The following is a 24917-nucleotide window of genomic DNA, read 5'->3' on the forward strand; positions in this document are numbered from 1 at the left end:
AAGTCGGGAAGGTCCGGGAGTCCGAAAGAGGAACGGCTTTATTGACTGTCACCATAAATAATACTAAAAAGAGACAAATTCTCCGGACTTGCGGACTTTTCCGACTTCCGGACCAAAAATACAATATGACCAACAAATACAGTAACATAGGTGCAACACTGGCTATTGCAAAGGCAAGCTTAAAATCGATACTTCGCAGCCCCTCGGCTGTGATATTCAGTTTGGCGTTTCCGCTGATATTTATACTGGTATTTGGTTTTATTGGTGGCGGCGGAGTTACTGTTGATGTAGGTGTGGCTAAAACCTGTGATACAGTTAATCCGGTGTATAAAGCACTTGAAAAAGTGAAGCTGCTAAAGCTGATCAAGGATCAAAGCACTGCCGATATGAACGCCGAGCTTGTGAAAGGTAGCATAGATGTTATAATAGATATTCGTAAAACAGGTAATGATTGGATTCTTCAGCCTCCTTTATCCGCTTTGCCTAATAAATCGCCCTTTATTGTAAATGTACAGTATACCAAAGCATCTATAAAAGGCAGTAGTATATTCAAAACAATGCTCAATAATATATTGAATGATATTGAATCGGGTTTCAGGAAAAAGCTGTCTGGTAAAGAGGAATTTCCTGCGTTTGCCGAACTAAAGGAAACCTCCATCAGCGGCCGCGAATACAAAACTATCGACTTTATATTGCCCGGTCAGCTGGGGTTTTCGCTGTTGAGTACAGGCGTGTTCGGTACTGCTTTCGTGTTCTTAAGTCTGCGCATTACATTGGTGATCAAACGCTTTTTTGCAACCCCGGTTAAAAGATACAGCATTGTTATTGGTGAGGCACTGGCGCGTATCACCTTCTCTTTGATGGGCGCTTTGTTTATTATATTGATAGGGCACTTCGCTTTTGGCTTTACGCTGATACATGGTTTTGTTACGGTAATTAATATGCTCATCCTCTCGGTGATCGGTATTATCGTGTTTATGGGCTTCGGGTTTACGGTATCGGGCATTGCCAAAACAGAAAGCACGGTGCCGCCTATCGCCAATATTATTACGCTGCCGCAGTTCCTGCTGTCGGGCACTTTCTTTTCCATCAACGCTTTTCCTAAGTGGTTGCAACCCATTAGCCGGGCACTGCCGTTAACTTATTTAAATGATGCCATGCGCAAGGTGGCCTTTGAAGGGGCTGGTTTGTTTGATGTAACGCACCAGTTATTGATATTGCTGATATGGGGAATAGTGATTTACACCATAGCTGTTAAGACCTTTAAATGGGAATAGTGCTTAACATTAAAATAACATTAGGTGGTTTTATATTAACATTCAGGTAACAATCAGGAAATATATTTGCTGCATAAATAAGCAAATATGTTAAAAAGGATTGCGTTCGTATGGTTAATATTAACTGTGTGTTCATTAAATGTTAAGGCGCAGAATGGCAAAACGGGTACCTGGGGCATTGCTACAGTTGTTTTACCCGGTGATAGTGCGCATAAATGGGGCGGATACATCGAACTGCAATCGCGCGCCAATAAGTTGTTCAACCAATTCTTTTATTACGAAACCAAGGGTGGTATCAGCTACGACTTGGCTAAGAACTACACCGCGCTGATAGGCGGCGGGCGCTACGTTACTTATGATTTTAATAATCTTGATGCCCCGCCAACCGTGGTTGAAGCCCGTATGTGGGAGCAATTGACCGTCAACTCTTTTCTTGATCGTATCAAATTGGAACACCGTTACCGTGCCGAGCAAAGATGGCTGAATGGCATATACCGCAACCGTTTTCGTTACCGCCTTAATTTGGCTGTGCCGCTTAATCATAAAAAATTTGAGCCCAAAACATTTTTTGTTTCGGTATTTGATGAGATTTTCCTGAATAATAAGGCGCCGCATTTTGAACGTAACCGTTTTTCGGCCGCGTTGGGCTACCAGTTTGATAAGGCGGTAACGGTGCAGGCGGGCTGGTTAAACCAGTACAACTATACGCTTACCTCGGCGGGCGATAAAAATAACCTCGCTATAACGGTGATATACCGCATAAACCGCAAGGCCGCCAAGCCAAATGAGCACATGCCGAGCACAATTGATTAAGAATCATAATAAATGCTAATTTCTGATTGCGTTTTATTGAATTAGCTGTTAACTTAGCCGCCGTTTAAAAGTGTAAAATTTCAAAAAACCTGACAATTTAGTATGAGCATAATAATTGACGTACATGCCCGCCAAATTTTAGATTCGCGTGGTAACCCAACCATTGAGGTTGATGTTTTAACAGAGAACGGTGCTTTAGGCCGTGCAGCAGTACCTTCTGGTGCTTCAACCGGCGTACACGAGGCTGTTGAACTTAGGGACGGCGACAAATCTGTTTACTTAGGTAAAGGTGTTTTAAAAGCTGTTGCTAACGTAAACGATAAAATTGCCGACGCATTGAAAGGTGTTGATGTGTTTGAGCAAAATACTATTGACAGCATCATGATTGAGCTGGATGGTTCTGAAAATAAAGGTAACCTGGGTGCTAACGCTATTTTGGGTGTTTCTTTGGCAGTAGCTAAAGCAGCAGCGCAAGAGAGCCGTCAGCCGCTTTACCGTTATGTAGGTGGTGTTAACGCTAACACTTTACCTATCCCTATGATGAACATTGTAAACGGTGGTTCGCACTCTGATGCGCCTATCGCTTTCCAGGAGTTCATGATCATGCCTATCGGCGCTTCTTCATTCTCTGAAGCATTGCGTTGGGGTACCGAGGTTTTCCATAACCTGAAAGCAATTTTACACGACAGAGGCCTTTCTACAGCAGTAGGTGACGAAGGTGGTTTCGCGCCAACTTTTGAAGGTACCGAAGATGCTGTTGAAACCATTATCAAAGCTATCGAGAAAGCCGGTTACAAAGCAGGTGAGCAAATTTACCTGGCGTTTGACTGTGCCGCGTCTGAATTTTACAAAGACGGTAAATACGATTATACTAAGTTTGAAGGCGATAAAGGTGCTATCCGTACCAGTGCCGAGCAAGCTGATTACCTGGCTTCATTATCTGAAAAATACCCTATCGTTTCTATCGAAGATGGTATGGCTGAAGATGACTGGGCTGGCTGGAAATTATTAACCGAAAAAATTGGCGATCGCGTACAATTAGTAGGTGACGATTTGTTTGTAACTAACGTAAAACGTTTACAACAAGGTATTGATACCGATACTGCTAACTCTATATTGGTAAAAGTAAACCAAATTGGTTCATTAACCGAAACTATCAACGCGGTTTCTTTAGCGCAAACTAACGGTTATACTTCAGTAATGAGTCACCGTTCGGGCGAAACTGAAGATGCAACCATCGCCGATTTAGCTGTAGCATTAAACAGCGGTCAAATCAAAACCGGTTCAGCTTCACGTTCAGATAGGATCGCTAAATACAACCAGTTATTACGTATCGAAGAAGAATTAGGCAGCAACGCTAAATTCATCGGTAAAAACTTCAAATTCCTTAAAAAATAAGGAGAGCGATAAGGCGAAAGCTTAAAGGTAAAAGCTGAAAGGTTTTTATCGTTGATATTGAAACGCCGGCCCTGTGGGTCGGCGTTTTTTTGTTGGGATACATACCCTGAATGTCATTTCGAACGAGGTACGAGGAGAAATCTTCTGCTCCAAACAAGTAGCAGATTTGCATAATGAAGAAGATCTCTCACTGCGTTTCGAGATGACAGCGGGAGGCTTAGCTTTGACAACTTTCAAAAAGTTGTCAAAGCTTTTTTGAAAGTTTGTAACCAGGTTGAGTTAAGGCACCAAAACATAGGCGGCACAATTTTTTAATTGATTTGCCATCTCATTTTCAGGTTGGCGCAAAACAACACCATTTTGAGGTGTGGCAAGTACCGTAATTTGTAAAAGCGAATATTTAAGGAAATAATTAAGTTGTTCATCAGTGATTTTTAATCCTATGCTAACAAAGTGACCTTTATTTGGCAAATCCTTAAATGAAGAAAGGTTCTTTTCTATTGGCAGGGTGAATGATTTTTTATCCTCGAAACTGAACATTACTGTAATCCCTTCATATTGATAAGTGTTCTTCAAATCTTCATCATACACTTTAATTAGCGTTTCAATATAAATTGATTTTTCGCTGCCTTTGGATACAAATTTTATAGTTTGTTTTAAAGCTTCAGTAGGCGGAGTTAAAGTTAGAGAGGCTGTTTTTACTATTTTTCCGGATTTGATATCCTTAAATGTTTTCAGTGTTTGAGCCTGGCTTTGAAATATTAATATTATCAAAGCGCAAAGTGCGAGCAATTTTTTCATTAGTTTAGGTTGATGTTTTTTAATGGTTTAATATACAAATAAATAACAAATCTACCTGTTGTCGGCATTGACTGCTTTCTAAATTTGTCAATGCTTTTTTAGTTTGTAAATTTGGTGTATGCACGAACCTACCGACCAAAAATCGCTATTACCAAACTGGCAACAAGAATTGCTTGATCTTAGGTTACGCAATATTGAACAGCATCCCGAAAGCATAAAACCTATAACCGACCTAAGTTGGATATTGGAAGAAAAGGAAAATGATGAGTGACGATTTTGAATATGGAGATGCAAAAGACGTTAAAGGTAGATTTTATAGCATTTTGTTAATCAGTGATGACCAAATTTGAACAGTCAGTACCCCAATATGTAACGGGAAATTTGCCTGCTGATCAATTGCCTGCGGTTGCTATTCTTGGTTTACAGGATGGTTTTGATTCGTCCTCATTGTGGATATTGGCTGGTCTTGGTAAAAATGAATTAACCCCGGATATTGAAAAGTATTATTACGCCGCACTTAAAGAACTGAACATCGCTGTTCCCGATTTAAGATTGGCCACGTTACAATATGCTTTGATAATTGTACGTCAAATAATTAATGGTGAAAAAGATATAGTTGATGGTATTGCCGAAATACATTATAAGGTTTTGCGGAGATATGATTTCTGGTCAGAAATTAAGAACTATGTTTATGATAGTATTTACTTTAACACATTATATGGTTTGTTGGTTACTTATGAGGACTTGCAATACGAGCATGTTGAAGGAGTAGCGGATAAAAGTGAGGAAATGAACAATGTTAAGGCAGAAATGCATAGCGCATTAATTGAATGGAATGATGTAATGAAATCCTACCCTGGGCTTTAGCTTTAATTTGTCAATGCTTGTTACCCTTTTACTCCTAAATACCTCAAAATCTATGTTCCAATAATAAATTGTATCTTTGCTAAAATAATTACCCGCTCGCTTACGGTTTTGATCACCGCACATAACAAACGCTTCAGATCCAAGTATGCTTCGCGTTAGCAATAAATACAATACATGTCATTCGAAAAATTGAATTTGATTGAGCCTATTTTAAAGGCTCTTAAAACTGAGGGATATACTCAGCCTACGCCTATACAGGCACAGGCGATACCTATTATATTACAACAAAAAGATCTTTTAGGCTGTGCCCAAACTGGTACAGGTAAAACAGCCGCTTTTGCTATACCAACATTACAGTTGCTGTATAACAATAGGCAACAGCACAAAGAACAAAAAACCATTAAGGCCCTTGTTTTAACCCCAACCCGCGAACTGGCTATCCAGATTGACGAGAGCTTTGCCGCTTATGGCAGGCATACCGGTTTAAAGCATTTGGTGATATTTGGTGGTGTGTCGCAAAACCCGCAGGCTGATGCTTTACGCAGAGGGGTGGATATTTTGGTGGCAACTCCGGGCCGATTGCTCGATTTAATGAACCAGCGCATTGTGCACCTTGACCAGGTTAAAATGCTGATACTGGACGAGGCCGACCGTATGCTGGATATGGGTTTTGTGAACGATGTTAAAAAGATCATCGCTAAAATCCCGGTGAAAAGGCAAACGCTTTTCTTTTCGGCTACCATGCCAAAAGAAATTCAGCACCTGGCCGATAGCATCTTGAACAAGCCGGAAAGGGTAGAAGTTACCCCGGTATCATCAACCGCCGAAACTATACAGCAGGAACTTTATTATGTAGATAAGGGCGACAAAAAATCGTTACTGATACACCTGCTGAAAGATAAAACCATACTTACCGCGCTGGTATTTACCCGTACCAAACACGGAGCCGATAAAGTAGTTAAAGACCTTAACAAGGTTGGCATCACTGCCGAAGCCATACACGGTAATAAATCACAAAACGCACGTCAGCGTGCGTTAACCAACTTCAAAAACCGCAGCACACGCATATTGGTAGCTACCGATATTGCCGCACGTGGTATCGATATTGATGAACTTACACACGTAATCAACTTTGAATTACCTAACATTCCCGAAACCTATGTGCACCGTATTGGCCGTACAGGCAGGGCGGGCGCAAATGGTATAGCCATATCGTTTTGCGATGAAGAGGAAAAGGAATTTCTGAAAGATATTCATAAACTGATTGCCAAGGCTATCCCTGTAAATGAGGAGCACCCTTATCCGCTGCCACAGCTTACCAGCCAGCAGCGCATATTGCAGGAGCTTAAAAAGCAGGAGAAAAAAGGCGGAAACCGTGGCGGTGCCGGTCATCGTGGCGCTAAACCTGCCGGTGCAGGTCAATCATCGGGTGGTAACAAACGCTTTGGTGGTAACCGCAACAAGGGCAACGGCGGCAACCGCAGCGAAGGTAGCGGCATGAGCGGCAAAGCCCGTACCAGTGGTGGTAACAAACGCGCTTCTTAAGAAGAAGATAAGTCTCGTTCCCCGTCAGCAAACAGCTTCGGGCGAAAGCGGGCAGAACTGTGGTGGGGTGGTGCGCAAAGGCGGGCATAGCGAACTTGTTGCATGTGGGCAGGAAATGAGTGGCGAAGCATGGGGCAAAAGTTCCAGCCCTAAGTTCTGGACGTTTGCAGGGCAGAGGCCTTGTGCGGCAAGAAGCCTTTTGCTGGACAAGGGTTTTGTTACTTTTGCCCTCAAAAGTAATGGGGCCTGCGCCCAAGAGCAGACTACCGTTAATTACGGCACAAGCACAACCTAAGTTGATTGCTTGGTACCTCATTGATAATAGTTTTTACACAATAATTTTAAGGGATTAACTTACAATAAGTTAATCCCTTTGTTATTTATTAATGGTTTAACTGCATTTGATGTTAATAAGTTAATAAGCATATTTGCATCCCTCAAAAATTTTAAATAGCTTTAAATGAAATTTATAGATCCAGCTAAAATGAAACGCCTTATAGCCCTCTTCGGTAACAAGTTCTTTTTGGTTACAGTAGCATTTGTGGTATGGATGATATTTTTTGATAAGAACGACCTGCTGTCGCGCTATGAGTACCATCAACAGGTAGAAAAATTAAAGCAAGAGCGCGATTTCTACGAAAAGGAAACCAACAAGGTAACCAAAGACCTCGACGAACTTACTTCCAACCCCCGAAAGCTCGAAAAATTCGCCCGCGAAAAATACCTGATGAAAAAGGATAACGAAGATGTTTTTGTGGTGGTAAAAGAAAAGGGAAATAAAGAATAATACGTTTAATCTTCTTTTCCCTAGTATTCCTTTTGTTTTGCTATAAAACAGAGTTGATCACTTTGTCTGCTATATCCCCAATACCTGCTTCAGCTTAACATACCCTGTTTTACTTACCGGTATTTTGGCGCCCGATTTAAGGATGGCCAGGTGCGAATCTTTTTCGTAAGGATCTATACGGGTAATTTCTGATACGCTAAGTATATAAGAGCGGTGTACGCGTACAAATTGATTGGTATCCAGCGTTTGCTCAAAAAAGCTCATGGTCTTATTTTTCAGGAATGAGCCTTCGGGAGTGATGATGCTTACATAATCGTCATCGGCTTGCAAATACAATATATCACGTACCGGGATGATCTTTACCTTGGTACCGGTTTTTACCACAATACGCTCGTGCTGGGCAGGGGATAATGATACCTCATCAAGCAGTTTTTCGGTTTGTTTAACGGGCTTGGCATCTACGGCGCTAAGGGCAAGATATTTGTCGATGGCCTTATTAAAGCGGTCTTTACTGAAGGGTTTTAAAAGGTAGTCTACCGCGTGGGCCTCAAAGGCTTTAATGGCGTATTCGTCGAACGCGGTGGTGAATATTACCGATGGCGGCTGCTCTACCAGCTCCAGCATTTCAAAGCCGGTTATTTTAGGCATCTGCACATCCAAAAATATCAGATCGGGCTGGTATTGCATTATAGCTTTAAGCCCTTCAAAGCCATCGCCGCATTCTTGTATCAGTTCTATCTGGTCTTTAAAATTTTGCAGATACTCCATTACAACCATACGTGCCAATGGTTCATCATCTATTATCAGTGCGCGTTTCATGCCTGTGGTACTTTAATTATGGTTGTAAATATATTATCATTTGCATGAGTTTCCATCAAATCATTACGGGCAAATAACAAATACAGCCTTCTTTGTACCCCGCGGAGGCCAAAACCGGTACCCCGCTTCGGCCGCGACGTTAAAGGATCGTACGGATTTTGCACCATCAGCACCAAATAACCGCCATCCATTTCGCCGCGAATACTTACGGTTACTTCGCCAATGGTATCGTATAAACCAAATTTTATTGCATTCTCAACCAGTGGCTGCAGCAGCATGGCAGGCATAATGGCTTCGCCGCATGTTTTATCACAGCTTACCTCGGTTTGCAGGCGGTGGCCGAAACGTACTTTCTCAATTTCGAGATACAGGTTGAGGTGTTGCAGCTCTTCGCTCAGGCTTACCCGTTGCTGGTCGTCCTTACGCAGCGTGCCACGTAAAAAGTCCGACAGTTGGTGGATCATCTTACGGGCTTCATCAGGCTTAAAACCGATAAGCGCGTTGATAGAGTTAAGGCTGTTAAATAAAAAGTGCGGTTGCAGTTGCTGGCGCAGATTATAAAGTTCGGCATCGCGGGCCAGTGCTTCGGCTTCGGTACGGCGTTTCTCCGTCTCTTTCTGATCGAGCTGCGAAAAATACATGGCGCTAAGCATGGCCATCCACCCGATAGCTAAAAAGTTGGTAAAAAAGCGTATTACCAGCGATTGCTGTAAGAAGTTGATATATACTTCGCCCGGTTTTATCAGCGGCAGCAGGTAACGGCCACCGGCAGCGCAAATAGCAGCCAGCGCCACGCACCAAATAAACAGGTTGATATAACTGCCTTTGCCCGGCAGGTAATAACGCAGGTTGTTGTTAATAAGCCAACAGGCGCCGGTTAACAGGGCCGAGCTTGCCACACCATCAATAACCGACATATACAGGTCAAAGCCGAAGCTATGCACAATATACGTTTGCAGCATGGCCCATGCCAGCCCGCAAACCGCGAATGCCAGGTATAATCGTGTTAAGTGTATTTGTGGAATAGCCAAAGCCTTTTTCTTTTAATTAATTTTTAACAGTCAACAAGGCCGCTTTATGGTGCGCCCATGCAATATACAGGTCGGCATCTTTGGCCTCGTGTATCTGGTAGTGCAGCTCGGTACCATCGGTAAGGCCATTAAGCTGGTTTACTTCGGTTACATCAACAAATTGCCATTGCACGGCCTGCTTTTGAGCCTGGGTAAAGCTGTCTTGCAGTTCGGCGCCTATCTTATTGGCTTTTTCAAAAGCTTTAAGGTCGTTTTCGGCATTTATCAATCTTAGTTGCTCATCAAATTGGGCAGGGTGGTTGCCATCGCCGCTGATGATCCTGAAAATGAGTTTTGTTACGTACCAGTTCATGTTAAAAAATATTGCAGTTAATAGATCTTCTTGTTTAAGTTTTAGTAGCTGCGGATATCAACCCCCGCGAATATGGATATGCCTTTAAGTATCAACACCTTTTCGCTGCTGATGGCGCCCGCATGACGCATTCGCTTATCATCAACCCCGGCAAATACTGCCGCCATATCTGATATTACATGCCAGTGCGGAGGCACAATAAGCTTGGTGCTGCCAAATACCTGTGTAAGTTCAATCACTACACGACCATTAATATCGGCCTTGGTAAGGTTAAGTTCGGTACCGCCAAATATGTTAACCACCTCGCCGCCCTTAAAATCTTTCGACAGAATGATCTTATCTACCCCTGCAAATACGGCTACAGTATCTAAATGATCATCATTGTATGTACCGGTAAAACCGGCAAAGGGGTTTTTAGGTTGCTGCGGTTCGCCGGTGCTGAAGTTGCTGCTGCCGGTAGTTGCATTGCTGCTATCGTTCACCGTATAATCAACCAGTGGGTCAGGTGTATTAAAATCAACCGGTTGTTTGCCGCTTTCCTCAAAACGTTTCCATTTTTCGTTATCGCTGCGTTGGCTGCGTTTAAGTATTATCCATATACCAAAGGCGATGAATGCCAGCGGCCAAACTACACGACCTGTGTTTACATGCGGAGTGGCTTCGTCAATTAAAAAAACCACGCCTAAAAGTACCAGTATAAACCAGGCGTTCTTTTTAAAATTGCTTTTAGCGCCTATGTATAAACCCGGTATAATTAACCACATTGGCCAGCTGATAAGCCAGCCCGGAAAGAACACGATGTTGAGTTGATTTATCAGCAGAACCGCACCCACCACCAAAAGTATTACCCCTGCAATGGTTTTGCCATTGCGCGGCTCTTTTGATTTATCTATATAGTTGTTCATGACTTTTATATTCAAAATTATTAATGGTATAAAACTACATTAACATTTGAGGTATGCCAACACTAAACTGGCAATAGCTTTAAACAAATCGGTAAGCGGGTGCTTTTTGGCGGTGAAAATTTTGCGGGTTGTAATATTAAAACTATGCCGCCCAAAACAATTAACTTAAATTGCCATTATATACACTCATCCACACGCATCATGGTCACTAAAGATTACCCTTTTTACCTTAAAAGCACGGTCATATTATTTGGTATTATACTGCTGGTTTACGTGTTTGCGCAACTGGCAGATATACTGGTTCCGCTGGCGTTTGCCGGCTTTATTGCGGTACTTTTAAACCCGCTTTGCACCCGTTTGCAAAACGCTAAAGTGCCCCGGTTGCTATCTATCATACTGGCCATGCTGATAGCCATTATTATAGTATTGGCGGTGTTCTATTTCCTGTCAACACAGATGATCCAGTTCGGCGAATCGTTGCCCATGCTGAAGAAAAAGTTTGCTGAAATATCGGTAGAACTGCAAAACTGGGTGCAAAACACCTTTGGTGTAGCTATTGAAAAGCAAACCAAAATGATACAGGATCTCATCAACAGCAGCCAATCAATGGTAGGTAAAACGGTAGGCACCGTGCTCGGTGTCTTGAGCGTGATCTTCCTGCTGCCGGTGTATGTTTTCCTGATACTGTTCTACAAGCCGCTTATCTTAAATTTCCTGTACGAATCGTTCAGCGAAGAGAACTCTAAGCAGGTAGGCGAAATACTAAAACAGACCAAAGCCGCCATACAAAGTTATATTGTTGGCTTACTGATAGAGATGCTGTTAGTAGCCATTTTAAATGCCACCGCGCTTATTATTTTAGGCGTGAAATATGGCTTGCTGATAGGCGTGATAGGTGCTATTTTAAACCTGATCCCTTACCTGGGCGGCATTATCGCTATAGCTTTACCTGTGCTGATGGCTACCGTTACTAAAGACGGTTACAGTACACAGTTGGGGGTAATTGCTGCGTATATCATCATCCAGTTTATCGATAATAATATACTTGTGCCGAGGATAGTATCCTCAAAAGTACAGATCAACGCCCTGATGTCGATAGTGGTAGTATTACTGGGAAATGCTTTGTGGGGAGTGTCGGGAATGTTCCTGTCTATTCCGTTTATAGCCGTAATAAAGATCATTTTCGATCATATTGACGGATTGAAACCATGGGGTAAACTGCTTGGCGATACCGTGCCTATGCAGCATAAAGGCATTAAGTGGAACCGGGCCAAACCCAAACCCGCCGAATAGTAATTGAGGTAGCATAAATAACAAGGCCCGGATAGCGTATTGCTGTCCGGGCCTTTGTTTTATAAGAATTGTCATTGCGAACGTTTGAAGAATCTTCTTCGCTATGCTTATCAGCGATAGATGCTTCGTTCCTCAGCATGACAGTGGAGAGTGGTGTGAGCCATCGTCATTCTTAATGCCCAACCGGGTTATCTGCCTTATTCAAAGTACCATTGATGAACAGGGTTGGGTTAACCTTTTTAGGATCGCCCTGGTATACCCAGATGATATTGCCGATATAGCTGCGGAAAGCGGTGTTCACCTGGTCGAGCGTTAGTTTTTTAACATCGCTGGCCATGGTTAAAGAGCGTTTCCAGTTGCTGTGTAATACTTCGTTAGCTGCAATTGATGATGCCTGCGCGCTGTTGGTTTCATTTTTGTAATAGAAACCGGTAACGTAGGTAACTTTCATGTCGGCAACTTCATCGGCTTTGAAGCCATCGGTTTTTATCTTGTCAACCAGTTTGTCAAATACAGCGATGTATTTATCGGGCTGGGTGGTTGATACCGAGAATCTTGCTACTGAAGTAGCGCCGCTGCTGAACCATGCCTGCGGGGCGTAAGATAAGCCGTTGTTGGTACGTACATCTAAAAAGTGACGGTTAGCGAATATGCGCATAGCCACGCTGAACGCATCGTAATCAGGCGCGCCCGGCTGCGGACCGCTGGTGATACCTTCTACATAGTTGGTCGCAAGGTCTTTCTTTTCGGAATTAAATGAGTTTTTGTACACCCTGAAGAATGATTTTTTAAATTCGAAAGGAGCGCCTTGTTTAACACCGCCTAAAAATTCCTTCACTTTAGCTTCTATCTCACCGCGCTCAAGGTTAGCTACGATCACGATCAGCATACGCGATTTGGTAAAGATAGACTGGTAGTATTTCTTGGTTTCTTCCGGGGTTAAGGCCGTAATAATAGGCACGGTACCGGCTGGGTCTTTCACATAATCACGACCGGCAAAGGCTATCTTATCCGCCATTTTATCAATAGCCGCATCGGGCTGCGACTCGTTGGCTTTCAAATCGTTAATGGCGTCCTGCTTAATGCGGGTAAACTCCTTGGCATCAAACTTAGGCTGTGTCATGGCCTCAATGTACAGGGGCAATACCACATCCAAATCGCCTTTAAGGCAATTCATCCTGATCACCGAATAGTTTTTGTTGGTATAGCCGTAAACTTGCGCGCTCACTTTGTCCAGCTCATCTTTAAAGCTGTTTTTATCGTGCTCCAGTGTACCGCATTCGGTAAGGGCGGTCATGGCCATTGATTCGATTCCCATTTTGGTTGCCGGGTAGTTTTGTACACCGCCTTTTATAATGGTTTGTATCTCAACAATATCGTTTTTGGTAGGCTGTACTATCACTTTTACGCCGCTTACTGTCATCTCGTAAGCTTCATCCTGCGCCATGGCCGGTTTTATGCTGCCGGCGGTTGCCGCTATCAGTAATGCAAATATGTATTTCTTCATTGTAATAGATTTTAAGGATTACTTAGCCACAAAAAATGAAGCTACATTTTGTTGTTTACTCAATTCAGGTTTTAAAATAATACCTGCCACTTTTGGTTTACCTATGATATAGGTATCCAAAAACTTCTTGATATCGGCACGGGTAACCTTTTGGTAATTGCTATCCAAATCGGTAAAGTAATTGAGCGAGGTACTGCACCATTGGTAGCTCATTTGGCTGGCCAGTGATGATGGTTTCTCTTTACGGCGCAAGTTGTTACGCTTCATAATGGCTTTCGCGTCGGTTAGCTGGGCATCGGTGTAGTAGTCGGCCTTATCCCAGGCATTGATCTGTTTTAACACCTCATCAGTACATTCTTTTATTTTGTTAGGATTTGGTACCACAAATACCTCGATAGGGCCAACATATTTGCAGGTAGTGTAACTTACCGACACTGAAGAAGCCAGGCCTTTATCAACCAGCGCCTGCTGTAATTTTGATGAATTTAAACCAACAATGGTAGAAAACACATCGGCAGCAATAGTTGAAGCCGAATCGGTAAGGTATGAAGGACCTTGCCAGCTGTACTGTATGTACGGTGTTTGGGCAATGGTTGATTCTTTTACAAAATACTCATCCTTGGTTAATGGCTTAAACGGAGGGATAGGGTATTTTACATGCGGATCGAAACCGCTTGAAGCCCAGTCGCCAAATATTTTTTCGGCCAGCGCGAAGGCTGCATCGTGCTTAACATCGCCGCAAATGGTTAATAAGCTATTGTTAGGGAAGTAGTATTTATCCTTGATGATCATCATTTTTGCCGGAGTAGCATTGTTGATCACCTCGTGTACGCCGATAGGGTTTTTGCGGGTTAGCAGGTCGCCCCAAAGCTTTTGCTGGGTTTCGTACCATAACTGAAAACCCGGATCACTTTCGGCACGCTGAAATTCGCCGTCAACCACGGGTCGTTCCTTTTTCATATCTTCCTCGCGGTAAATAGGGAAACGGATAGCAGCGTTCATGAATTTTAAACCGGCGTTAAGGCTATCCCTGTCGAACGTGAAAAAGTAGTTTACACGCTCCACATCGGTGGTGCCGTTCCAGATAGCGCCAAGTTCTTGCGTGCGTTTCAAAAATTTCTCCTGATCGGGATAATCTTTGTTGGCTTTAAAGAACATGTGCTCAAAAAGGTGCGATAAACCGCTGTATTCGGGGCCTTCGGTATAGGCACCGTTTTTTACAGCAATTTCGATGGTAGCCAGCGGAACTTTGCTGTTTTCAATAACTACCACTTCCAGGCCATTCGGAAGTTTTTTCCAGAAGTAGCCTTCGGGCAGTTTAGGCTGGGCAAACGTGTGCACGGTGCACAGCATCACCACCAGGCCTAACAAAAAGCTTTTGATAAATTTAGAGGTCATATATTTACAGTTAATTAAAAATAGAACTATAAATATATCAGTATATATGAAAATAAAATGTGCGTCGCACACATTTTTCTGTTCATTTTACCGGCTAAAACCTTTATTTAAACTGTAGGATAACTTTTTTACCCGAAATGTTTTCCAGCAACGGCTTGAATATCAGTTGGGCATTGTCGCGGGCCTTACCTAAAATATTCATCTGCTTGCTATCGTCGAGTATCTTTTTTTCGGCCAGTTTGTATACATCCTCCACCATATCTTTAGTGGTACTTGCAAACCAGGTGCCCGTAACATCATACACGCGCGATTGCTTGTGGTCTATCTTAGAGTAGCAAATTTCTGGCTGGGGCAGCACCACAATTACGCTGTCTTTACTTTGGGTGATGTTTTCTTGTTTTACCTTGGTTAAATCGATGCAGGCGGTTACCTCGCCAACAGCTAAAAAGAGTACCTTTTCGTCGGGTAAAATGCTGTGTACCTTGCGCTCTTCCACAATGTCTTTCATGGTATATTTAACCAGTTCGAGCTTGCCCATGCTGGTTATTTTTTGCACCATTACCACCTGGCTCACCTCTGTTTTGGTATTTGTAAGCTCGTGTTTAATGTAAAAGAACATAAATACCAGAAAGCCCACTATCACCAGGGATATTACAAGACTTAATGAGATACGGCTGCGACTGCTATTGAACATATTTTAAATTGTTTTTAAACTAAAAGAGCAGACACTACATCTGCTCTTTTAGTTTAATCAGTATAATGTAAATTAAGCGTATTGTACGGCCAGGGTAATTGGCACGCTAAGCGCTTTTGATACAATGCAATTGGCTTTCGCGCCTTCGGCAATTTGTTTAAAGGTTTCTTCAGATACACCTTCAATGGCTGAAGCCTTAAGATCTAAATGGATACCGTTGATGTTCAAAGCTACCATATCCAGATCCAAAATAGCATCGGTGGTTAAATCACCGGGTACAAAACCAGCCTGTGTTAAAGCAGCGCCAACAGCCATGGTAAAGCAACCTGCATGCGCGGCAGCTATCAGCTCTTCAGGATTGGTGCCCACACCTTCTTCAAAGCGGGTTTTAAATGAGTACTGTGTTTTGTTAAGGGTGGTGCTTTGGGTAGTGATCTCACCTTTACCTTCTTTCAGTGTTCCGGCCCAGTGGGCGTTTGCTGTACGTTTCATAGTTTGTGTTTAAAATTGCTGATAAGTAAATACGTAAAGTTATTAAATTGTTTAAAGATATATCGAATCTTCAGATTATGCTTTGGTTACCATTTGGCTCTTTCGTACTGTACGGGCCATTTGATATCGTCGCCCAGCTCGTGCGCGGCACGCAGCGGGAAATGCGGATCACGCAGTAGCTCACGCGCCATTACGATCAGGTCGGCTTGCTCTGCTTGCAGTATCGCTTCGGCTTGTTTGGCTTCGGTGATCAGGCCAACGGCACCTGTCAATATAGCTGCCTGCTGTTTAATGGCTTCGGCAAATTCAACCTGGTAGCCGGGTTTAACCGGTATTTTAATACCCGGCATAATACCGCCTGTTGAAGAATCTATCAGGTCGACGCCTTTATCTTTAAGCACCCTGGCTAATTGTACCGAATCATCAATGGTGATACCGCCGTCTGCCCAATCAGTGGCTGAAATACGCACGAAAAGCGGCAGGTCTGCCGGCCATACTTCGTTTACGGCATCAACCACTTGTAATAACAGGCGGATCCGGTTTTCAAAACTACCACCGTATTCGTCGGTACGTTTATTGGTTAACGGCGATAAAAACTGGTGGATAAGGTAACCATGCGCGGCGTGTACTTCTACCAGTTTAAAACCGGCTTCAATAGCGCGTAGGGTGGCCGCTTTAAAATCGGCTATTACTTTATCAATACCCGCCTTATCCAGCTCAACCGGGGCTTCGGTACCGGCTGCAAAGGGTACAGGACTTACCGACACGGTTTGCCAGCCCGAAGGATCAGCAGAGGGGATAAGTTTGCCGCCATTCCATGGTTCGGTATGGCTGGCTTTGCGGCCTGCATGCGCCAGTTGAATACCCGCTACCGCACCATGCTCCTGTATAAAACCGGTGATTTCTTTCAGCTTTTCAATTTGTTCATCTTTCCAGATTCCCAGATCTGAAGGGGAGATGCGGCCTTCCGGCGATACAGCGGCAGCCTCGGTAATGATGAGCCCTGCACCGCCTACGGCCATAGCGCCTAAGTGTACCAGGTGCCAGTGATTGGCGAAGCCATCGGTAGCCGAATATTCGCACATGGGCGATACCACGATGCGGTTTCTGAATGTTATGTTTTTTATGGTAATGGGAGAAAATAGTTTGCTCATTTCTTATATTTTTCTGCAAATGTAAAGTAAGGTAACACACATTTTTCAGCTTTGTGTCATCATAAATACTGCAAACACGTAAATGATATTCAGCAAACAATTTAGCTGTAAATGTTGACAAGAACCGCTAAATTAATTAATGGTATTTTTGCAGACAGCTATACGGAAGTTTAACCCAAAAACATTTTTTATTTGACTACCTATACTACTTTAATTATACTTTGCGGACTGGTAATTTTCTCGTACCTGTTCGATCTGATTGCCGGGCGCACCAAGCTGCCATCGGTATTGTTGCTGCTGTTTTTAGGTATCGGCATAAAGCAACTGGTTACCTATTTTAACCTCGGTACGTTTGATTTCAGTAAGATACTACCCGCCCTGGGAACCCTGGGTTTGATACTGATTGTGTTTGAGGGCGCGCTCGAACTGAAGTATAGTCCGGAGAAGAATACCGTTATCAAAAAGTCTTTCTTTTCGGCCTTATTCATTCTATTGGCTACTACCGCCGCCATAACCGCTATTATCAATTACATTACCGGCGAAAGTGTTTACCGCAGCTTGGTGAACGCTATTCCGTTTTGTGTGGTAAGTTCGGCTATCGCCATTCCTTCGGCCTCGGGGTTACGGAAGGATAAAAAGGAGTTCATCATCTATGAATCATCGTTTTCAGATATCCTGACCATCATCCTATTCAACTTTACCATCAGCAACAGCAGTTTTGATTTGAAAGCCTTTACCGGTTTAGGAGTAGAACTCATAACTATCTTGTTGTTCGCCGTGGTTTCGTGTTTGTTCCTGCTTTACCTTATCCGTAAGATCACCCACCATGTAAAGTTCTTCCTCATCATATCCATCATTATTTTGGTGTATGCCATAGGGCAATCGTACCATTTGTCGTCGCTGATTGTGGTATTGTCGTTCGGTTTGTTCCTGAACAACGCCGGGCAAATCAAATTTCCATGGTTCAGAAAGCATTTTTTGTATCCAACGCTTAATCACGAGTTGAAACAGTTGCTGCAATTATCGGCCGAAAGCGCTTTTTTGATGCGTACTTTCTTCTTTATCATTTTTGGTTTTACGATGGATGTTGCCCAATTGCAGGATGCGGGTTTATTGATCACCGGCGGGGTGATACTGGTGTCTATTTATCTCATCCGGTTGCTCTACATCAAACTGGTATCAAAAACCGACCTGATGCCCGAACTGGTATTGATTCCCCGCGGATTGATCAGCGTGTTGCTCTATTATAATTTACCCAATCAGCTTAAAATACCACAAATAGGCACAGGCTTGTTGTTCATAGTGGTACTGGCCACCAGCATTATCATGAGCCTGGGTTTATTAAGCTCAAAAAAGCACGCGGCGGTAAGGAATCAGGAATTTGAGGATGTGTGATTTATCGGAAGTCGGCTAAGGCAACGGCTTCAGGAAAATAGGCTTTAAACTTGGCAGATAACTCCTCATCTGTAAATTTAACAATGGTATAGCCGCTATCCCAACAAATAATTTCAAGTACCGCATCCGGATGTTGGAGCTCTTCGCTCTCCCATATTGAACCATTTCCGTCGGCATAAGGAAGTGATAATACATCCTTAATCACTATATCAATCTCTTTTGGTAAAGCGGATATTACTGCCCACACAAATTGAATCTCATTGTTTATTAAAGCCTGGAACTCGGTTGAATCGAGAAGAAAATAATCATGCGAATGATCAATTGATAATTGGGCTTTTGAAAAGGATATAAATTGCAAATCGGTAATTAGCCAATTGTAATCTTTAATACAGTTGGTTAGAGGTTTAAAGATCTCACCTAAATTGGTATGATAATCAAACTTATCACTTTTTGAAATTATCCAGTTCATGTTGCTTTTACGGCGTGGTCAATGCCACAGGCAGTATCTTGCCGTTAAAGAATTTATGACCAGTAAGCGCGAAATCGGCAATGTATTTACCCATCTCAAAGGCCATCACCGGCGATTCATAACCCGGGAAGGCTTTCTCCAGCATTTCGGTTTGTGCCGAACCAAGGGCAAGGCAGTTTACTTTGATCTGTTGCTCGGCTAATTCCTGTGCTAAGCATTCGGTAAGGGTATGCAAAGCAGCCTTACTGGCCGAGTAAGCCGACAGGCCGGGGAATTTGGAGCTGCCCTGGTAGCCGCCCATACTGCCTATATTGAGGATGTGCGAGTTGGCCGGCATTATGTCAACCACGCTCTTTATCATACGTACGTGGCCTAAAAAGTTACTTTGCAGCATTTCTACAAAATCCATTTCCTCTAACTCGGCAAATGGCTTGTTAATGAGTACACCCGCGTTATTGATCAGCACATCTACCCGGTTATCAAAATGCGAGGCGATGAACTGGCGAAGGTCGTTATGGTCGTCATGCACAATATCAAAAGCGAGGGCGTACAGCGTGCAATCTGGGTTGATCCCCTTGGCAATTTCCAGTAAACGCTCCAGCTTATCCTGCGAACGCGCGAGGGCTATTACGTTATGCTGTCCGGATAAAGTCAATTCAATTACGGCTTCAAAACCTACGCCGCTGCTGGCTCCTGTTATAATAATGTTCATGTAATTTGCTGTTTACAATGATGTTGTTTCCTGATCCTGCTCTTCAATACCTTTTAGGCCGTCTTCCAATCGTTTAGGCCTCAAAACATAGTAGATACCCAGTAAGGCAACCGTTAACGAGATAATATAAAATGAGCTGGGCAAAAATACCGCCAAACTTTCATCCATCGGGAATACCTTGGTAAGCTGCTGAAAAACAGTTTCGCGGATACCCACGCCACCCACACTGATGGGGATAATGGCCGCCAGTGCCGAAATAAGGAACGACAACAGGTAAGGGGCAAATTTGCCCTCAAAATCCTGCCCGAACAATACGAATACAATGGCCAGTAATTGCAGCGATTGCACCAGCACCGCCTTGGCATGCGCCTGGAAAAAGTATTTGGTATATTCCCTGAAGAATTTATAGGCCACAAAGTAATACACTGTCGAACCCGCTAAAAAGATGCCCAGCGGAATGGTAATGTGTATATCTATCTGCGGGATCAGGAATATCAGCGCTACCGTGATGAGGCCTATGGCCCATAGACCGCTCAACCTATCGAACATAATGGCCCAAAACATTTTTTTGCCGGGCAGTTTGTAGTTTTTGTTGAGCAGGTAAATTTTATAACCGTCGCCGCCTATACCGCCGGGTAGCAGAAAATTATAGAACAGCCCCAGCAAGTAAAGCCTGAAATTGAACCTGAAATCGAGATTTAAACCTATCGACCTGAAGAAACTCAACAACCGCCATGATGAGGCGATAATGGAGATAAAAAAGCTCATCAACGCTGCCAGCATCCACCAATAATTGGCATGCAGCATCCTGTTTTTAACCGATGCGAAAGGCACATTACGAAAAACGTAGTAAAGCAATACGCCGGTAACCGCGAATTTTAAAAGCGTTTTGGTTACGCTCCACAGTTTCTCCTTTGGAGTTTTAGGCTTTTCCGGATCTTCAATTTCTGACATTGCCTGCAAAACTAATAAAATGAATGCATATCAAAACGTTAACTTTTGTTAAGCAATGGTATGTACTTTGTTATGATAGTTTTTGACACAAGGGTTAATATTAAAGTAGTATTTTTGCGGAAAATTTGAAGGAATGAGCAAAGTAAAAGTAGGTGTTGTACAAATGAGTTGTGTTGCCGATAAGCAGCAGAACCTGGATAAAGCTATTGTTAAGGTGCGTGAGGCCGCTGCAAAAGGCGCGCAGATCGTTTGTTTACAGGAGTTGTTTACTTCATTATATTTTTGTGATGAAGAAAATTACGACAACTTTAAACTGGCCGAAACAATCCCCGGTCCGTCAACAGATGTGCTTTCTGCCCTCGCGGCCGAACTTAACGTGGTAATTATCGCTTCATTGTTTGAAAAACGCGCGCAGGGTGTTTACCATAACACTACCGCGGTACTTGATGCCGATGGCGCTTACCTGGGTAAATACCGAAAAATGCACATTCCGGATGATCCGGGTTTTTACGAAAAGTTTTACTTTACCCCCGGCGATCTGGGCTATAAAGTTTTCAATACCAAATTTGCCAGGATCGGCGTGCTGATCTGCTGGGATCAATGGTATCCTGAAGCGGCCCGCATTACCGCGCTGATGGGAGCCGAAATACTGTTTTACCCAACCGCTATTGGCTGGGCTACCACGCAGGACGAAGAAACCAATACCGACCAATACAACGCATGGCAAACCATTCAGCGTTCGCACTCGGTAGCCAACGGCGTACACGTGGTAAGCGTGAACAGGGTAGGCGAAGAAGCGGGCGTTAAATTCTGGGGTGGTTCGTTCGTGTCAAACCCGTTCGGCAAGCTGCTTTACCAGGCATCACCAGATGCGGAAGAAGTAACCGTACATGAACTCGATCTGGAAAAAACAGACTACTACCGCAGCCACTGGCCTTTCCTGCGCGACAGAAGGATTGAAACATACCAGCCGATCACGAAGCGTTTGATTGACGAAGACTAAATTATTCAAACTGTCATTCTGAGCGATAGCGAAGAATCTGTGAACCGAAACAGATGCTTCGTCCCTCAGCATGACAGGATAAAATATAAAATACACACGTCATTGCGAGGAACGAAGCAATCTCTACATAGGCTAATTGGCTCTGTAAAATATAAAGATTGCTTCGTACCTCGCAATGACGGTTTATCTATAACCAATACTATTGTATGAGCCAAGATCCATTGTTTACTAACTCACCCGCTAAAAGCGGCTTTACCTTCCCCGCCGAATGGGCGCCGCATACTGCTACCTGGCTGAGCTGGCCACATAAGGAGGCTTCGTGGCCGGGTAAAATTCAAATGATATACCGTCGCTATTGCGAGTTTATTAAAGAACTTACCGCGGGCGAACTGGTGCGCATTAACGTGGTGAATAAAGAAATGGAAGCCTTCGCGCAGCACCAGCTACAACTGGTGGATGCTGATCTGGATAAGATCGAGTTTTTTGAGTTTCCTACTAACGATGCCTGGTGCAGGGACCATGGTCCGGCGTTTTTAATTAACGCCGAGACTAAAAAGAAGGGTGTGGTAGACTGGGGTTACAATGCCTGGGGCGATAAGTATCCTCCGTATGATCTGGATGATGTGATCCCTACCAAAATTGCCAACTATTACGATCTGCCGGTTTATCATCCGGGTATTGTGATGGAAGGCGGTTCTGTTGATTTTAACGGCAAGGGTACAGTGCTTACCACTACGGCCTGCCTGCTTAATAAAAACCGTAATCCGCATTTAAATCAGCAGCAAATAGAAGCCTATCTGCAAAATTACTACGGTGCCGAGCAGGTGTTATGGCTGGGCGATGGTATTATCGGCGATGATACCGACGGCCACATTGATGATATCACCCGTTTTGTAAATGAAGATACCGTGGTAACGGTAGTTGAAGAGAGCAAGAACGACGAAAATTACCATATCCTGCAAGAGAACCTGCAATCGCTTAACAGCATGCGACTGCTCAATGGCAAGCAACTGAATATAATCGAATTGCCAATGCCCGATCCGGTGATCTATGACGATCAGCGTTTACCGGCTTCTTACGCTAACTTCTACATAGGTAATGCCGCGGTGGTAGTACCCACTTACCGTTGTGCAAATGATGATAAAGCGTTGGATATACTAACACAATGTTTCCCCGACAGAAAGGTAGTAGGTATTGATTCTACCGATATTATCTGGGGCCTTGGCAGTTTCCACTGCCTAAGCCAGCAGGAACCTGCGGTATAAGGGGGCTTTGGGAGTTCGTTGATTAAGTAGTTGATTGTAAGTGTTCCGGCAAAATATCGTCATTTCGAAGTACAAAGCAATCTCTACTTAGGCTGTGTTTGTGCTGTAATCAACGTTGGTCTGCTCATTGCCGCAGGGGCTATTACTTTTGTCGCCACAAAAGGTAACAAAAAGGCTTGTCCAGCAAAAGGCTTCTTTGCCGCACATGGCCTGTGCCCTGCAAACCGTGCAGAACTTAGGGCTGGAACTTTTGCCCCACTGCGCTATTGCCTCCCCGCATGCAACAAGTTCGCTATGCCCGCCTTCGCGCTCTTGGCCACCAAAGTTCTGCCCGTTTTCGCCCGAAGCTGTTTGCTGACTGTCTTGTCCTGAAAAGGGTTTACGTTAAAGTAAATCAAATGAAAGGAAAAGAATTAAAAGAAAAGCGTCGGTCACCACAATATTTTGATGAAGCCTTTAAGCGAAAAGTATGTGACGAATATTTGCGCACAGGTGTAGCCAAGACAGATCTATTGTCGAAGTATAATATCAGATACCGGAGCGCGATCCAAAGCTGGTTAAAGGAATTGGGTTATGCAGATATCTATCAAAAAGCAGCATATTTGCCGATAGCAAACCCACTATACTTGCCTGCAAAGAAAACAAATAATGATCAGCCATCGGATGCTTTGTCTGAAGAACAACAGCGCATCAAGGAACTCGAGCGCCTGCTGGAAGACGAGCAGCTTCGCAGTGAGATGTATAAGCGCATGATCGAGATCGCTGAGCATGATCTTAACATCTCTATCCGAAAAAAGTCGGATACCAAGTGATCCATGAGATGAAGGACATATATACAAGGATCAGCCTTGTAAGACTATGCCGGTTACTTGGTATTACCCGCCAGGACTATTATCAACACTTTTGGCAGCAGGAAGCTTTAGGCATAGAGGACGCGCTTGTATTACAAGAGGTTATCAGCATTCGCCGGGACCACCGGGTGATGGGAGGCAGGAAGCTATACGAGATGCTGCACCCTTTCCTGCTTGAACACGGGATCAAAATGGGACGTGATGCTCTGTTCGATCTGTTGGCCGCTAATGGCCTGTTAGTAAAGAAACGCCGCCGCCGGCATGTGACGACCTGGTCGGGGCACCGGTTCAACCGTTGGCCTAACATCATCCGTAAGCTGGAGGTCAAAAGACCCAACCAGCTATGGGTGAGCGATATTACGTATTGGAAAGTAAAGGAAGAACATTTGTACATCAGTTTGATAACGGACGCTTTCTCACATAAGGTTGTTGGCTATCATCTGGCGGACACCTTAGAAACCGTGGAAACTATACAGGCTTTGAAAATGGCATTAAAGGATCTGCCTGAACAACTGCCCGGGGCACTTATACATCATTCGGACAGAGGGGTGCAGTATTGCACAGCAAGCTATGTAAAGCTATTGCAGGACCAAGGTATCAGGATCAGTATGACCGAGAACGGCGACCCATTAGAGAATGCCGTTGCTGAACGTATGAATGGTATACTCAAAGAAGAATATCTCAGGCATCATCGTCCTGAAAACAAGCAAGAAGCAAAACAGCTGCTAAATAAGGCCATTGAATTGTACAACCAATATAGACCACACTACAGCATCGGTTTACTAACACCACAACACGTGCATATAAGCAGCCTGCTGCCTGAAAAATTGTGGAAGAACTATTACGTCAAAAAAACTAATATTGTAAACGTAGCCCAGGACATCACTGTAACCGTAAACACATGACAGGACTATCTTAAAAACCTGTAAACTTTTTTTAGGACGAGACAGACGGGGAACGAGACTTCCGAAGTTTTTAAAACTTCGGAAGTCTTACTCTAAAAAACATGTCATTGCTGTAAGGGTTATGTAATTCGGTAACAGAATTAGCTTTTATTTTTTGTTGTTTAGGGAGGCCATATCGATAGGTTTTTTACCATTAATACCTTGATGAGGTCTTTCCCAATTATAATAAA

General features: G+C 43.6%; 26 protein-coding genes. 13 read left to right on the forward strand and 13 right to left on the reverse strand.

What is annotated here, in order from left to right:
* The first annotated feature begins 125 nt into the window (after positions 1 to 125).
* From ABD894_RS26170 to eno, 3 genes are all read left to right on the forward strand, one after another.
* Positions 126 to 1277, forward strand: coding sequence for an ABC transporter permease (locus ABD894_RS26170; protein WP_345214058.1), 1152 nt, complete (start codon positions 126 to 128; stop codon positions 1275 to 1277).
* 87 nt (positions 1278 to 1364) lie between these two features.
* A complete protein-coding gene (locus ABD894_RS26175; RefSeq protein ID WP_345214059.1) occupies positions 1365 to 2090 on the forward strand; it encodes a DUF2490 domain-containing protein in 726 nt (241 codons plus the stop codon).
* Positions 2091 to 2192: 102 nt separating this feature from the next.
* On the forward strand, positions 2193 to 3488 hold the full coding sequence (gene eno / locus ABD894_RS26180) for a phosphopyruvate hydratase (protein WP_345214060.1): 1296 nt from the start codon (positions 2193 to 2195) through the stop codon (positions 3486 to 3488).
* Positions 3489 to 3767: 279 nt separating this feature from the next.
* On the opposite strand, the gene ABD894_RS26185 is transcribed toward eno, so the two are convergent.
* The gene (locus ABD894_RS26185) at positions 3768 to 4289 is read right to left on the reverse strand and encodes a hypothetical protein (RefSeq protein WP_345214061.1); all 522 of its coding nucleotides are present in this window, start codon (positions 4287 to 4289) and stop codon (positions 3768 to 3770) included.
* A 118-nt stretch (positions 4290 to 4407) separates the two neighbouring features.
* Here ABD894_RS26185 and ABD894_RS26190 point away from each other — a divergent pair, with 118 nt between their 5' ends.
* The 4 genes from ABD894_RS26190 (at position 4408) to ABD894_RS26205 (ending at position 7488) form a co-directional block, all read left to right on the forward strand.
* The gene (locus tag ABD894_RS26190; RefSeq protein WP_345214062.1) at positions 4408 to 4560 is read left to right on the forward strand and encodes a hypothetical protein; all 153 of its coding nucleotides are present in this window, start codon (positions 4408 to 4410) and stop codon (positions 4558 to 4560) included.
* 65 nt (positions 4561 to 4625) lie between these two features.
* Positions 4626 to 5156 carry a hypothetical protein gene (locus ABD894_RS26195; RefSeq protein WP_345214063.1) on the forward strand — a complete coding sequence of 177 codons (531 nt, stop codon included), beginning with the start codon at positions 4626 to 4628 and terminating at the stop codon, positions 5154 to 5156.
* 174 nt (positions 5157 to 5330) lie between these two features.
* Entirely contained in the window at positions 5331 to 6701 is a 1371-nt protein-coding gene (locus tag ABD894_RS26200) for a DEAD/DEAH box helicase (protein WP_345214064.1), read from the forward strand.
* Positions 6702 to 7161: 460 nt separating this feature from the next.
* Positions 7162 to 7488, forward strand: a complete 327-nt coding sequence (locus tag ABD894_RS26205) for an FtsB family cell division protein (RefSeq protein ID WP_345214065.1) — start codon at positions 7162 to 7164, stop codon at positions 7486 to 7488.
* Positions 7489 to 7557: 69 nt separating this feature from the next.
* Here ABD894_RS26205 and ABD894_RS26210 read toward each other — a convergent pair whose 3' ends face one another.
* The 4 genes from ABD894_RS26210 to ABD894_RS26225 are packed head-to-tail and all read right to left on the reverse strand — an operon-like array spanning position 7558 to position 10595.
* Positions 7558 to 8307 (reverse strand): LytR/AlgR family response regulator transcription factor, encoded by a 750-nt coding sequence (locus ABD894_RS26210; RefSeq protein ID WP_345214066.1) that lies wholly within the window; start codon positions 8305 to 8307, stop codon positions 7558 to 7560.
* Positions 8304 to 9338 carry a sensor histidine kinase gene (locus ABD894_RS26215; RefSeq protein WP_345214067.1) on the reverse strand — a complete coding sequence of 345 codons (1035 nt, stop codon included), beginning with the start codon at positions 9336 to 9338 and terminating at the stop codon, positions 8304 to 8306. The genes ABD894_RS26210 and ABD894_RS26215 overlap by 4 nt, the downstream gene beginning before the upstream one ends.
* A gap of 16 nt (positions 9339 to 9354) precedes the next feature.
* The gene (locus ABD894_RS26220) at positions 9355 to 9690 is read right to left on the reverse strand and encodes a DUF4288 domain-containing protein (protein ID WP_345214068.1); all 336 of its coding nucleotides are present in this window, start codon (positions 9688 to 9690) and stop codon (positions 9355 to 9357) included.
* 41 nt (positions 9691 to 9731) lie between these two features.
* Positions 9732 to 10595: a LiaF transmembrane domain-containing protein gene (locus ABD894_RS26225; RefSeq protein ID WP_345214069.1), complete on the reverse strand. Its 864-nt coding sequence runs from the start codon at positions 10593 to 10595 to the stop codon at positions 9732 to 9734.
* A gap of 201 nt (positions 10596 to 10796) precedes the next feature.
* Between ABD894_RS26225 and ABD894_RS26230 the strand changes: the two genes are divergently transcribed.
* Positions 10797 to 11888 carry an AI-2E family transporter gene (locus tag ABD894_RS26230; RefSeq protein ID WP_345214070.1) on the forward strand — a complete coding sequence of 364 codons (1092 nt, stop codon included), beginning with the start codon at positions 10797 to 10799 and terminating at the stop codon, positions 11886 to 11888.
* A gap of 172 nt (positions 11889 to 12060) precedes the next feature.
* On the opposite strand, the gene ABD894_RS26235 is transcribed toward ABD894_RS26230, so the two are convergent.
* From ABD894_RS26235 to namA, 5 genes are all read right to left on the reverse strand, one after another.
* The gene (locus ABD894_RS26235; protein ID WP_345214071.1) at positions 12061 to 13395 is read right to left on the reverse strand and encodes a M16 family metallopeptidase; all 1335 of its coding nucleotides are present in this window, start codon (positions 13393 to 13395) and stop codon (positions 12061 to 12063) included.
* A gap of 18 nt (positions 13396 to 13413) precedes the next feature.
* A complete protein-coding gene (locus ABD894_RS26240; RefSeq protein ID WP_345214072.1) occupies positions 13414 to 14793 on the reverse strand; it encodes a M16 family metallopeptidase in 1380 nt (459 codons plus the stop codon).
* A 103-nt stretch (positions 14794 to 14896) separates the two neighbouring features.
* Positions 14897 to 15487, reverse strand: a complete 591-nt coding sequence (locus ABD894_RS26245; protein WP_345214073.1) for a DUF4230 domain-containing protein — start codon at positions 15485 to 15487, stop codon at positions 14897 to 14899.
* A gap of 72 nt (positions 15488 to 15559) precedes the next feature.
* Complete coding sequence (locus ABD894_RS26250) at positions 15560 to 15979, reverse strand: OsmC family protein (protein ID WP_345214074.1); 420 nt, start codon at positions 15977 to 15979, stop codon at positions 15560 to 15562.
* An 86-nt stretch (positions 15980 to 16065) separates the two neighbouring features.
* A complete protein-coding gene (namA, locus tag ABD894_RS26255; protein WP_345214075.1) occupies positions 16066 to 17133 on the reverse strand; it encodes an NADPH dehydrogenase NamA in 1068 nt (355 codons plus the stop codon).
* 192 nt (positions 17134 to 17325) lie between these two features.
* Between namA and ABD894_RS26260 the strand changes: the two genes are divergently transcribed.
* Complete coding sequence (locus tag ABD894_RS26260) at positions 17326 to 18528, forward strand: cation:proton antiporter domain-containing protein (protein ID WP_345214076.1); 1203 nt, start codon at positions 17326 to 17328, stop codon at positions 18526 to 18528.
* A 1-nt stretch (position 18529) separates the two neighbouring features.
* Here ABD894_RS26260 and ABD894_RS26265 read toward each other — a convergent pair whose 3' ends face one another.
* The 3 genes from ABD894_RS26265 to ABD894_RS26275 are packed head-to-tail and all read right to left on the reverse strand — an operon-like array spanning position 18530 to position 20663.
* Positions 18530 to 18997, reverse strand: coding sequence for a hypothetical protein (locus tag ABD894_RS26265; protein ID WP_345214077.1), 468 nt, complete (start codon positions 18995 to 18997; stop codon positions 18530 to 18532).
* Between the two features lie 7 nt (positions 18998 to 19004).
* On the reverse strand, positions 19005 to 19709 hold the full coding sequence (locus tag ABD894_RS26270) for an SDR family NAD(P)-dependent oxidoreductase (RefSeq protein WP_345214078.1): 705 nt from the start codon (positions 19707 to 19709) through the stop codon (positions 19005 to 19007).
* Positions 19710 to 19721: 12 nt separating this feature from the next.
* Positions 19722 to 20663 carry a lysylphosphatidylglycerol synthase transmembrane domain-containing protein gene (locus ABD894_RS26275; RefSeq protein ID WP_345214079.1) on the reverse strand — a complete coding sequence of 314 codons (942 nt, stop codon included), beginning with the start codon at positions 20661 to 20663 and terminating at the stop codon, positions 19722 to 19724.
* Positions 20664 to 20796: 133 nt separating this feature from the next.
* On the opposite strand from ABD894_RS26275, the gene ABD894_RS26280 reads away from it, so the two are divergent.
* The 4 genes from ABD894_RS26280 to ABD894_RS26295 all read left to right on the forward strand — a co-directional run bounded on the left by ABD894_RS26280 (position 20797) and on the right by ABD894_RS26295 (position 24687).
* On the forward strand, positions 20797 to 21666 hold the full coding sequence (locus ABD894_RS26280; protein WP_345214080.1) for a carbon-nitrogen hydrolase: 870 nt from the start codon (positions 20797 to 20799) through the stop codon (positions 21664 to 21666).
* Positions 21667 to 21872: 206 nt separating this feature from the next.
* Positions 21873 to 22931 (forward strand): agmatine deiminase family protein, encoded by a 1059-nt coding sequence (locus ABD894_RS26285; protein ID WP_345214081.1) that lies wholly within the window; start codon positions 21873 to 21875, stop codon positions 22929 to 22931.
* Between the two features lie 278 nt (positions 22932 to 23209).
* The gene (locus ABD894_RS26290; protein ID WP_345214082.1) at positions 23210 to 23743 is read left to right on the forward strand and encodes a hypothetical protein; all 534 of its coding nucleotides are present in this window, start codon (positions 23210 to 23212) and stop codon (positions 23741 to 23743) included.
* A gap of 8 nt (positions 23744 to 23751) precedes the next feature.
* Positions 23752 to 24687: an IS3 family transposase gene (locus tag ABD894_RS26295; RefSeq protein ID WP_345214083.1), complete on the forward strand. Its 936-nt coding sequence runs from the start codon at positions 23752 to 23754 to the stop codon at positions 24685 to 24687.
* Positions 24688 to 24917: the final 230 nt, after the last annotated feature.

It is taken from the genome of Mucilaginibacter gynuensis, assembly GCF_039541195.1.
Lineage (GTDB): Bacteria > Bacteroidota > Bacteroidia > Sphingobacteriales > Sphingobacteriaceae > Mucilaginibacter > Mucilaginibacter gynuensis.

Coding starts and splice junctions, on each gene's coding strand:
- ABD894_RS26170 (WP_345214058.1), top strand. CDS start 126: ATGACCAACAAATACAGTAACATAGGTGCAACACTGGCTATTGCAAAG.
- ABD894_RS26175 (WP_345214059.1), top strand. CDS start 1,365: ATGTTAAAAAGGATTGCGTTCGTATGGTTAATATTAACTGTGTGTTCA.
- eno (WP_345214060.1), top strand. CDS start 2,193: ATGAGCATAATAATTGACGTACATGCCCGCCAAATTTTAGATTCGCGT.
- ABD894_RS26185 (WP_345214061.1), bottom strand. CDS start 4,289: ATGAAAAAATTGCTCGCACTTTGCGCTTTGATAATATTAATATTTCAA.
- ABD894_RS26190 (WP_345214062.1), top strand. CDS start 4,408: ATGCACGAACCTACCGACCAAAAATCGCTATTACCAAACTGGCAACAA.
- ABD894_RS26195 (WP_345214063.1), top strand. CDS start 4,626: ATGACCAAATTTGAACAGTCAGTACCCCAATATGTAACGGGAAATTTG.
- ABD894_RS26200 (WP_345214064.1), top strand. CDS start 5,331: ATGTCATTCGAAAAATTGAATTTGATTGAGCCTATTTTAAAGGCTCTT.
- ABD894_RS26205 (WP_345214065.1), top strand. CDS start 7,162: ATGAAATTTATAGATCCAGCTAAAATGAAACGCCTTATAGCCCTCTTC.
- ABD894_RS26210 (WP_345214066.1), bottom strand. CDS start 8,307: ATGAAACGCGCACTGATAATAGATGATGAACCATTGGCACGTATGGTT.
- ABD894_RS26220 (WP_345214068.1), bottom strand. CDS start 9,690: ATGAACTGGTACGTAACAAAACTCATTTTCAGGATCATCAGCGGCGAT.
- ABD894_RS26225 (WP_345214069.1), bottom strand. CDS start 10,595: ATGAACAACTATATAGATAAATCAAAAGAGCCGCGCAATGGCAAAACC.
- ABD894_RS26230 (WP_345214070.1), top strand. CDS start 10,797: ATGGTCACTAAAGATTACCCTTTTTACCTTAAAAGCACGGTCATATTA.
- ABD894_RS26235 (WP_345214071.1), bottom strand. CDS start 13,395: ATGAAGAAATACATATTTGCATTACTGATAGCGGCAACCGCCGGCAGC.
- ABD894_RS26240 (WP_345214072.1), bottom strand. CDS start 14,793: ATGACCTCTAAATTTATCAAAAGCTTTTTGTTAGGCCTGGTGGTGATG.
- ABD894_RS26245 (WP_345214073.1), bottom strand. CDS start 15,487: ATGTTCAATAGCAGTCGCAGCCGTATCTCATTAAGTCTTGTAATATCC.
- ABD894_RS26250 (WP_345214074.1), bottom strand. CDS start 15,979: ATGAAACGTACAGCAAACGCCCACTGGGCCGGAACACTGAAAGAAGGT.
- namA (WP_345214075.1), bottom strand. CDS start 17,133: ATGAGCAAACTATTTTCTCCCATTACCATAAAAAACATAACATTCAGA.
- ABD894_RS26265 (WP_345214077.1), bottom strand. CDS start 18,997: ATGAACTGGATAATTTCAAAAAGTGATAAGTTTGATTATCATACCAAT.
- ABD894_RS26270 (WP_345214078.1), bottom strand. CDS start 19,709: ATGAACATTATTATAACAGGAGCCAGCAGCGGCGTAGGTTTTGAAGCC.
- ABD894_RS26275 (WP_345214079.1), bottom strand. CDS start 20,663: ATGTCAGAAATTGAAGATCCGGAAAAGCCTAAAACTCCAAAGGAGAAA.
- ABD894_RS26280 (WP_345214080.1), top strand. CDS start 20,797: ATGAGCAAAGTAAAAGTAGGTGTTGTACAAATGAGTTGTGTTGCCGAT.
- ABD894_RS26285 (WP_345214081.1), top strand. CDS start 21,873: ATGAGCCAAGATCCATTGTTTACTAACTCACCCGCTAAAAGCGGCTTT.
- ABD894_RS26290 (WP_345214082.1), top strand. CDS start 23,210: ATGCAACAAGTTCGCTATGCCCGCCTTCGCGCTCTTGGCCACCAAAGT.
- ABD894_RS26295 (WP_345214083.1), top strand. CDS start 23,752: ATGAAGGACATATATACAAGGATCAGCCTTGTAAGACTATGCCGGTTA.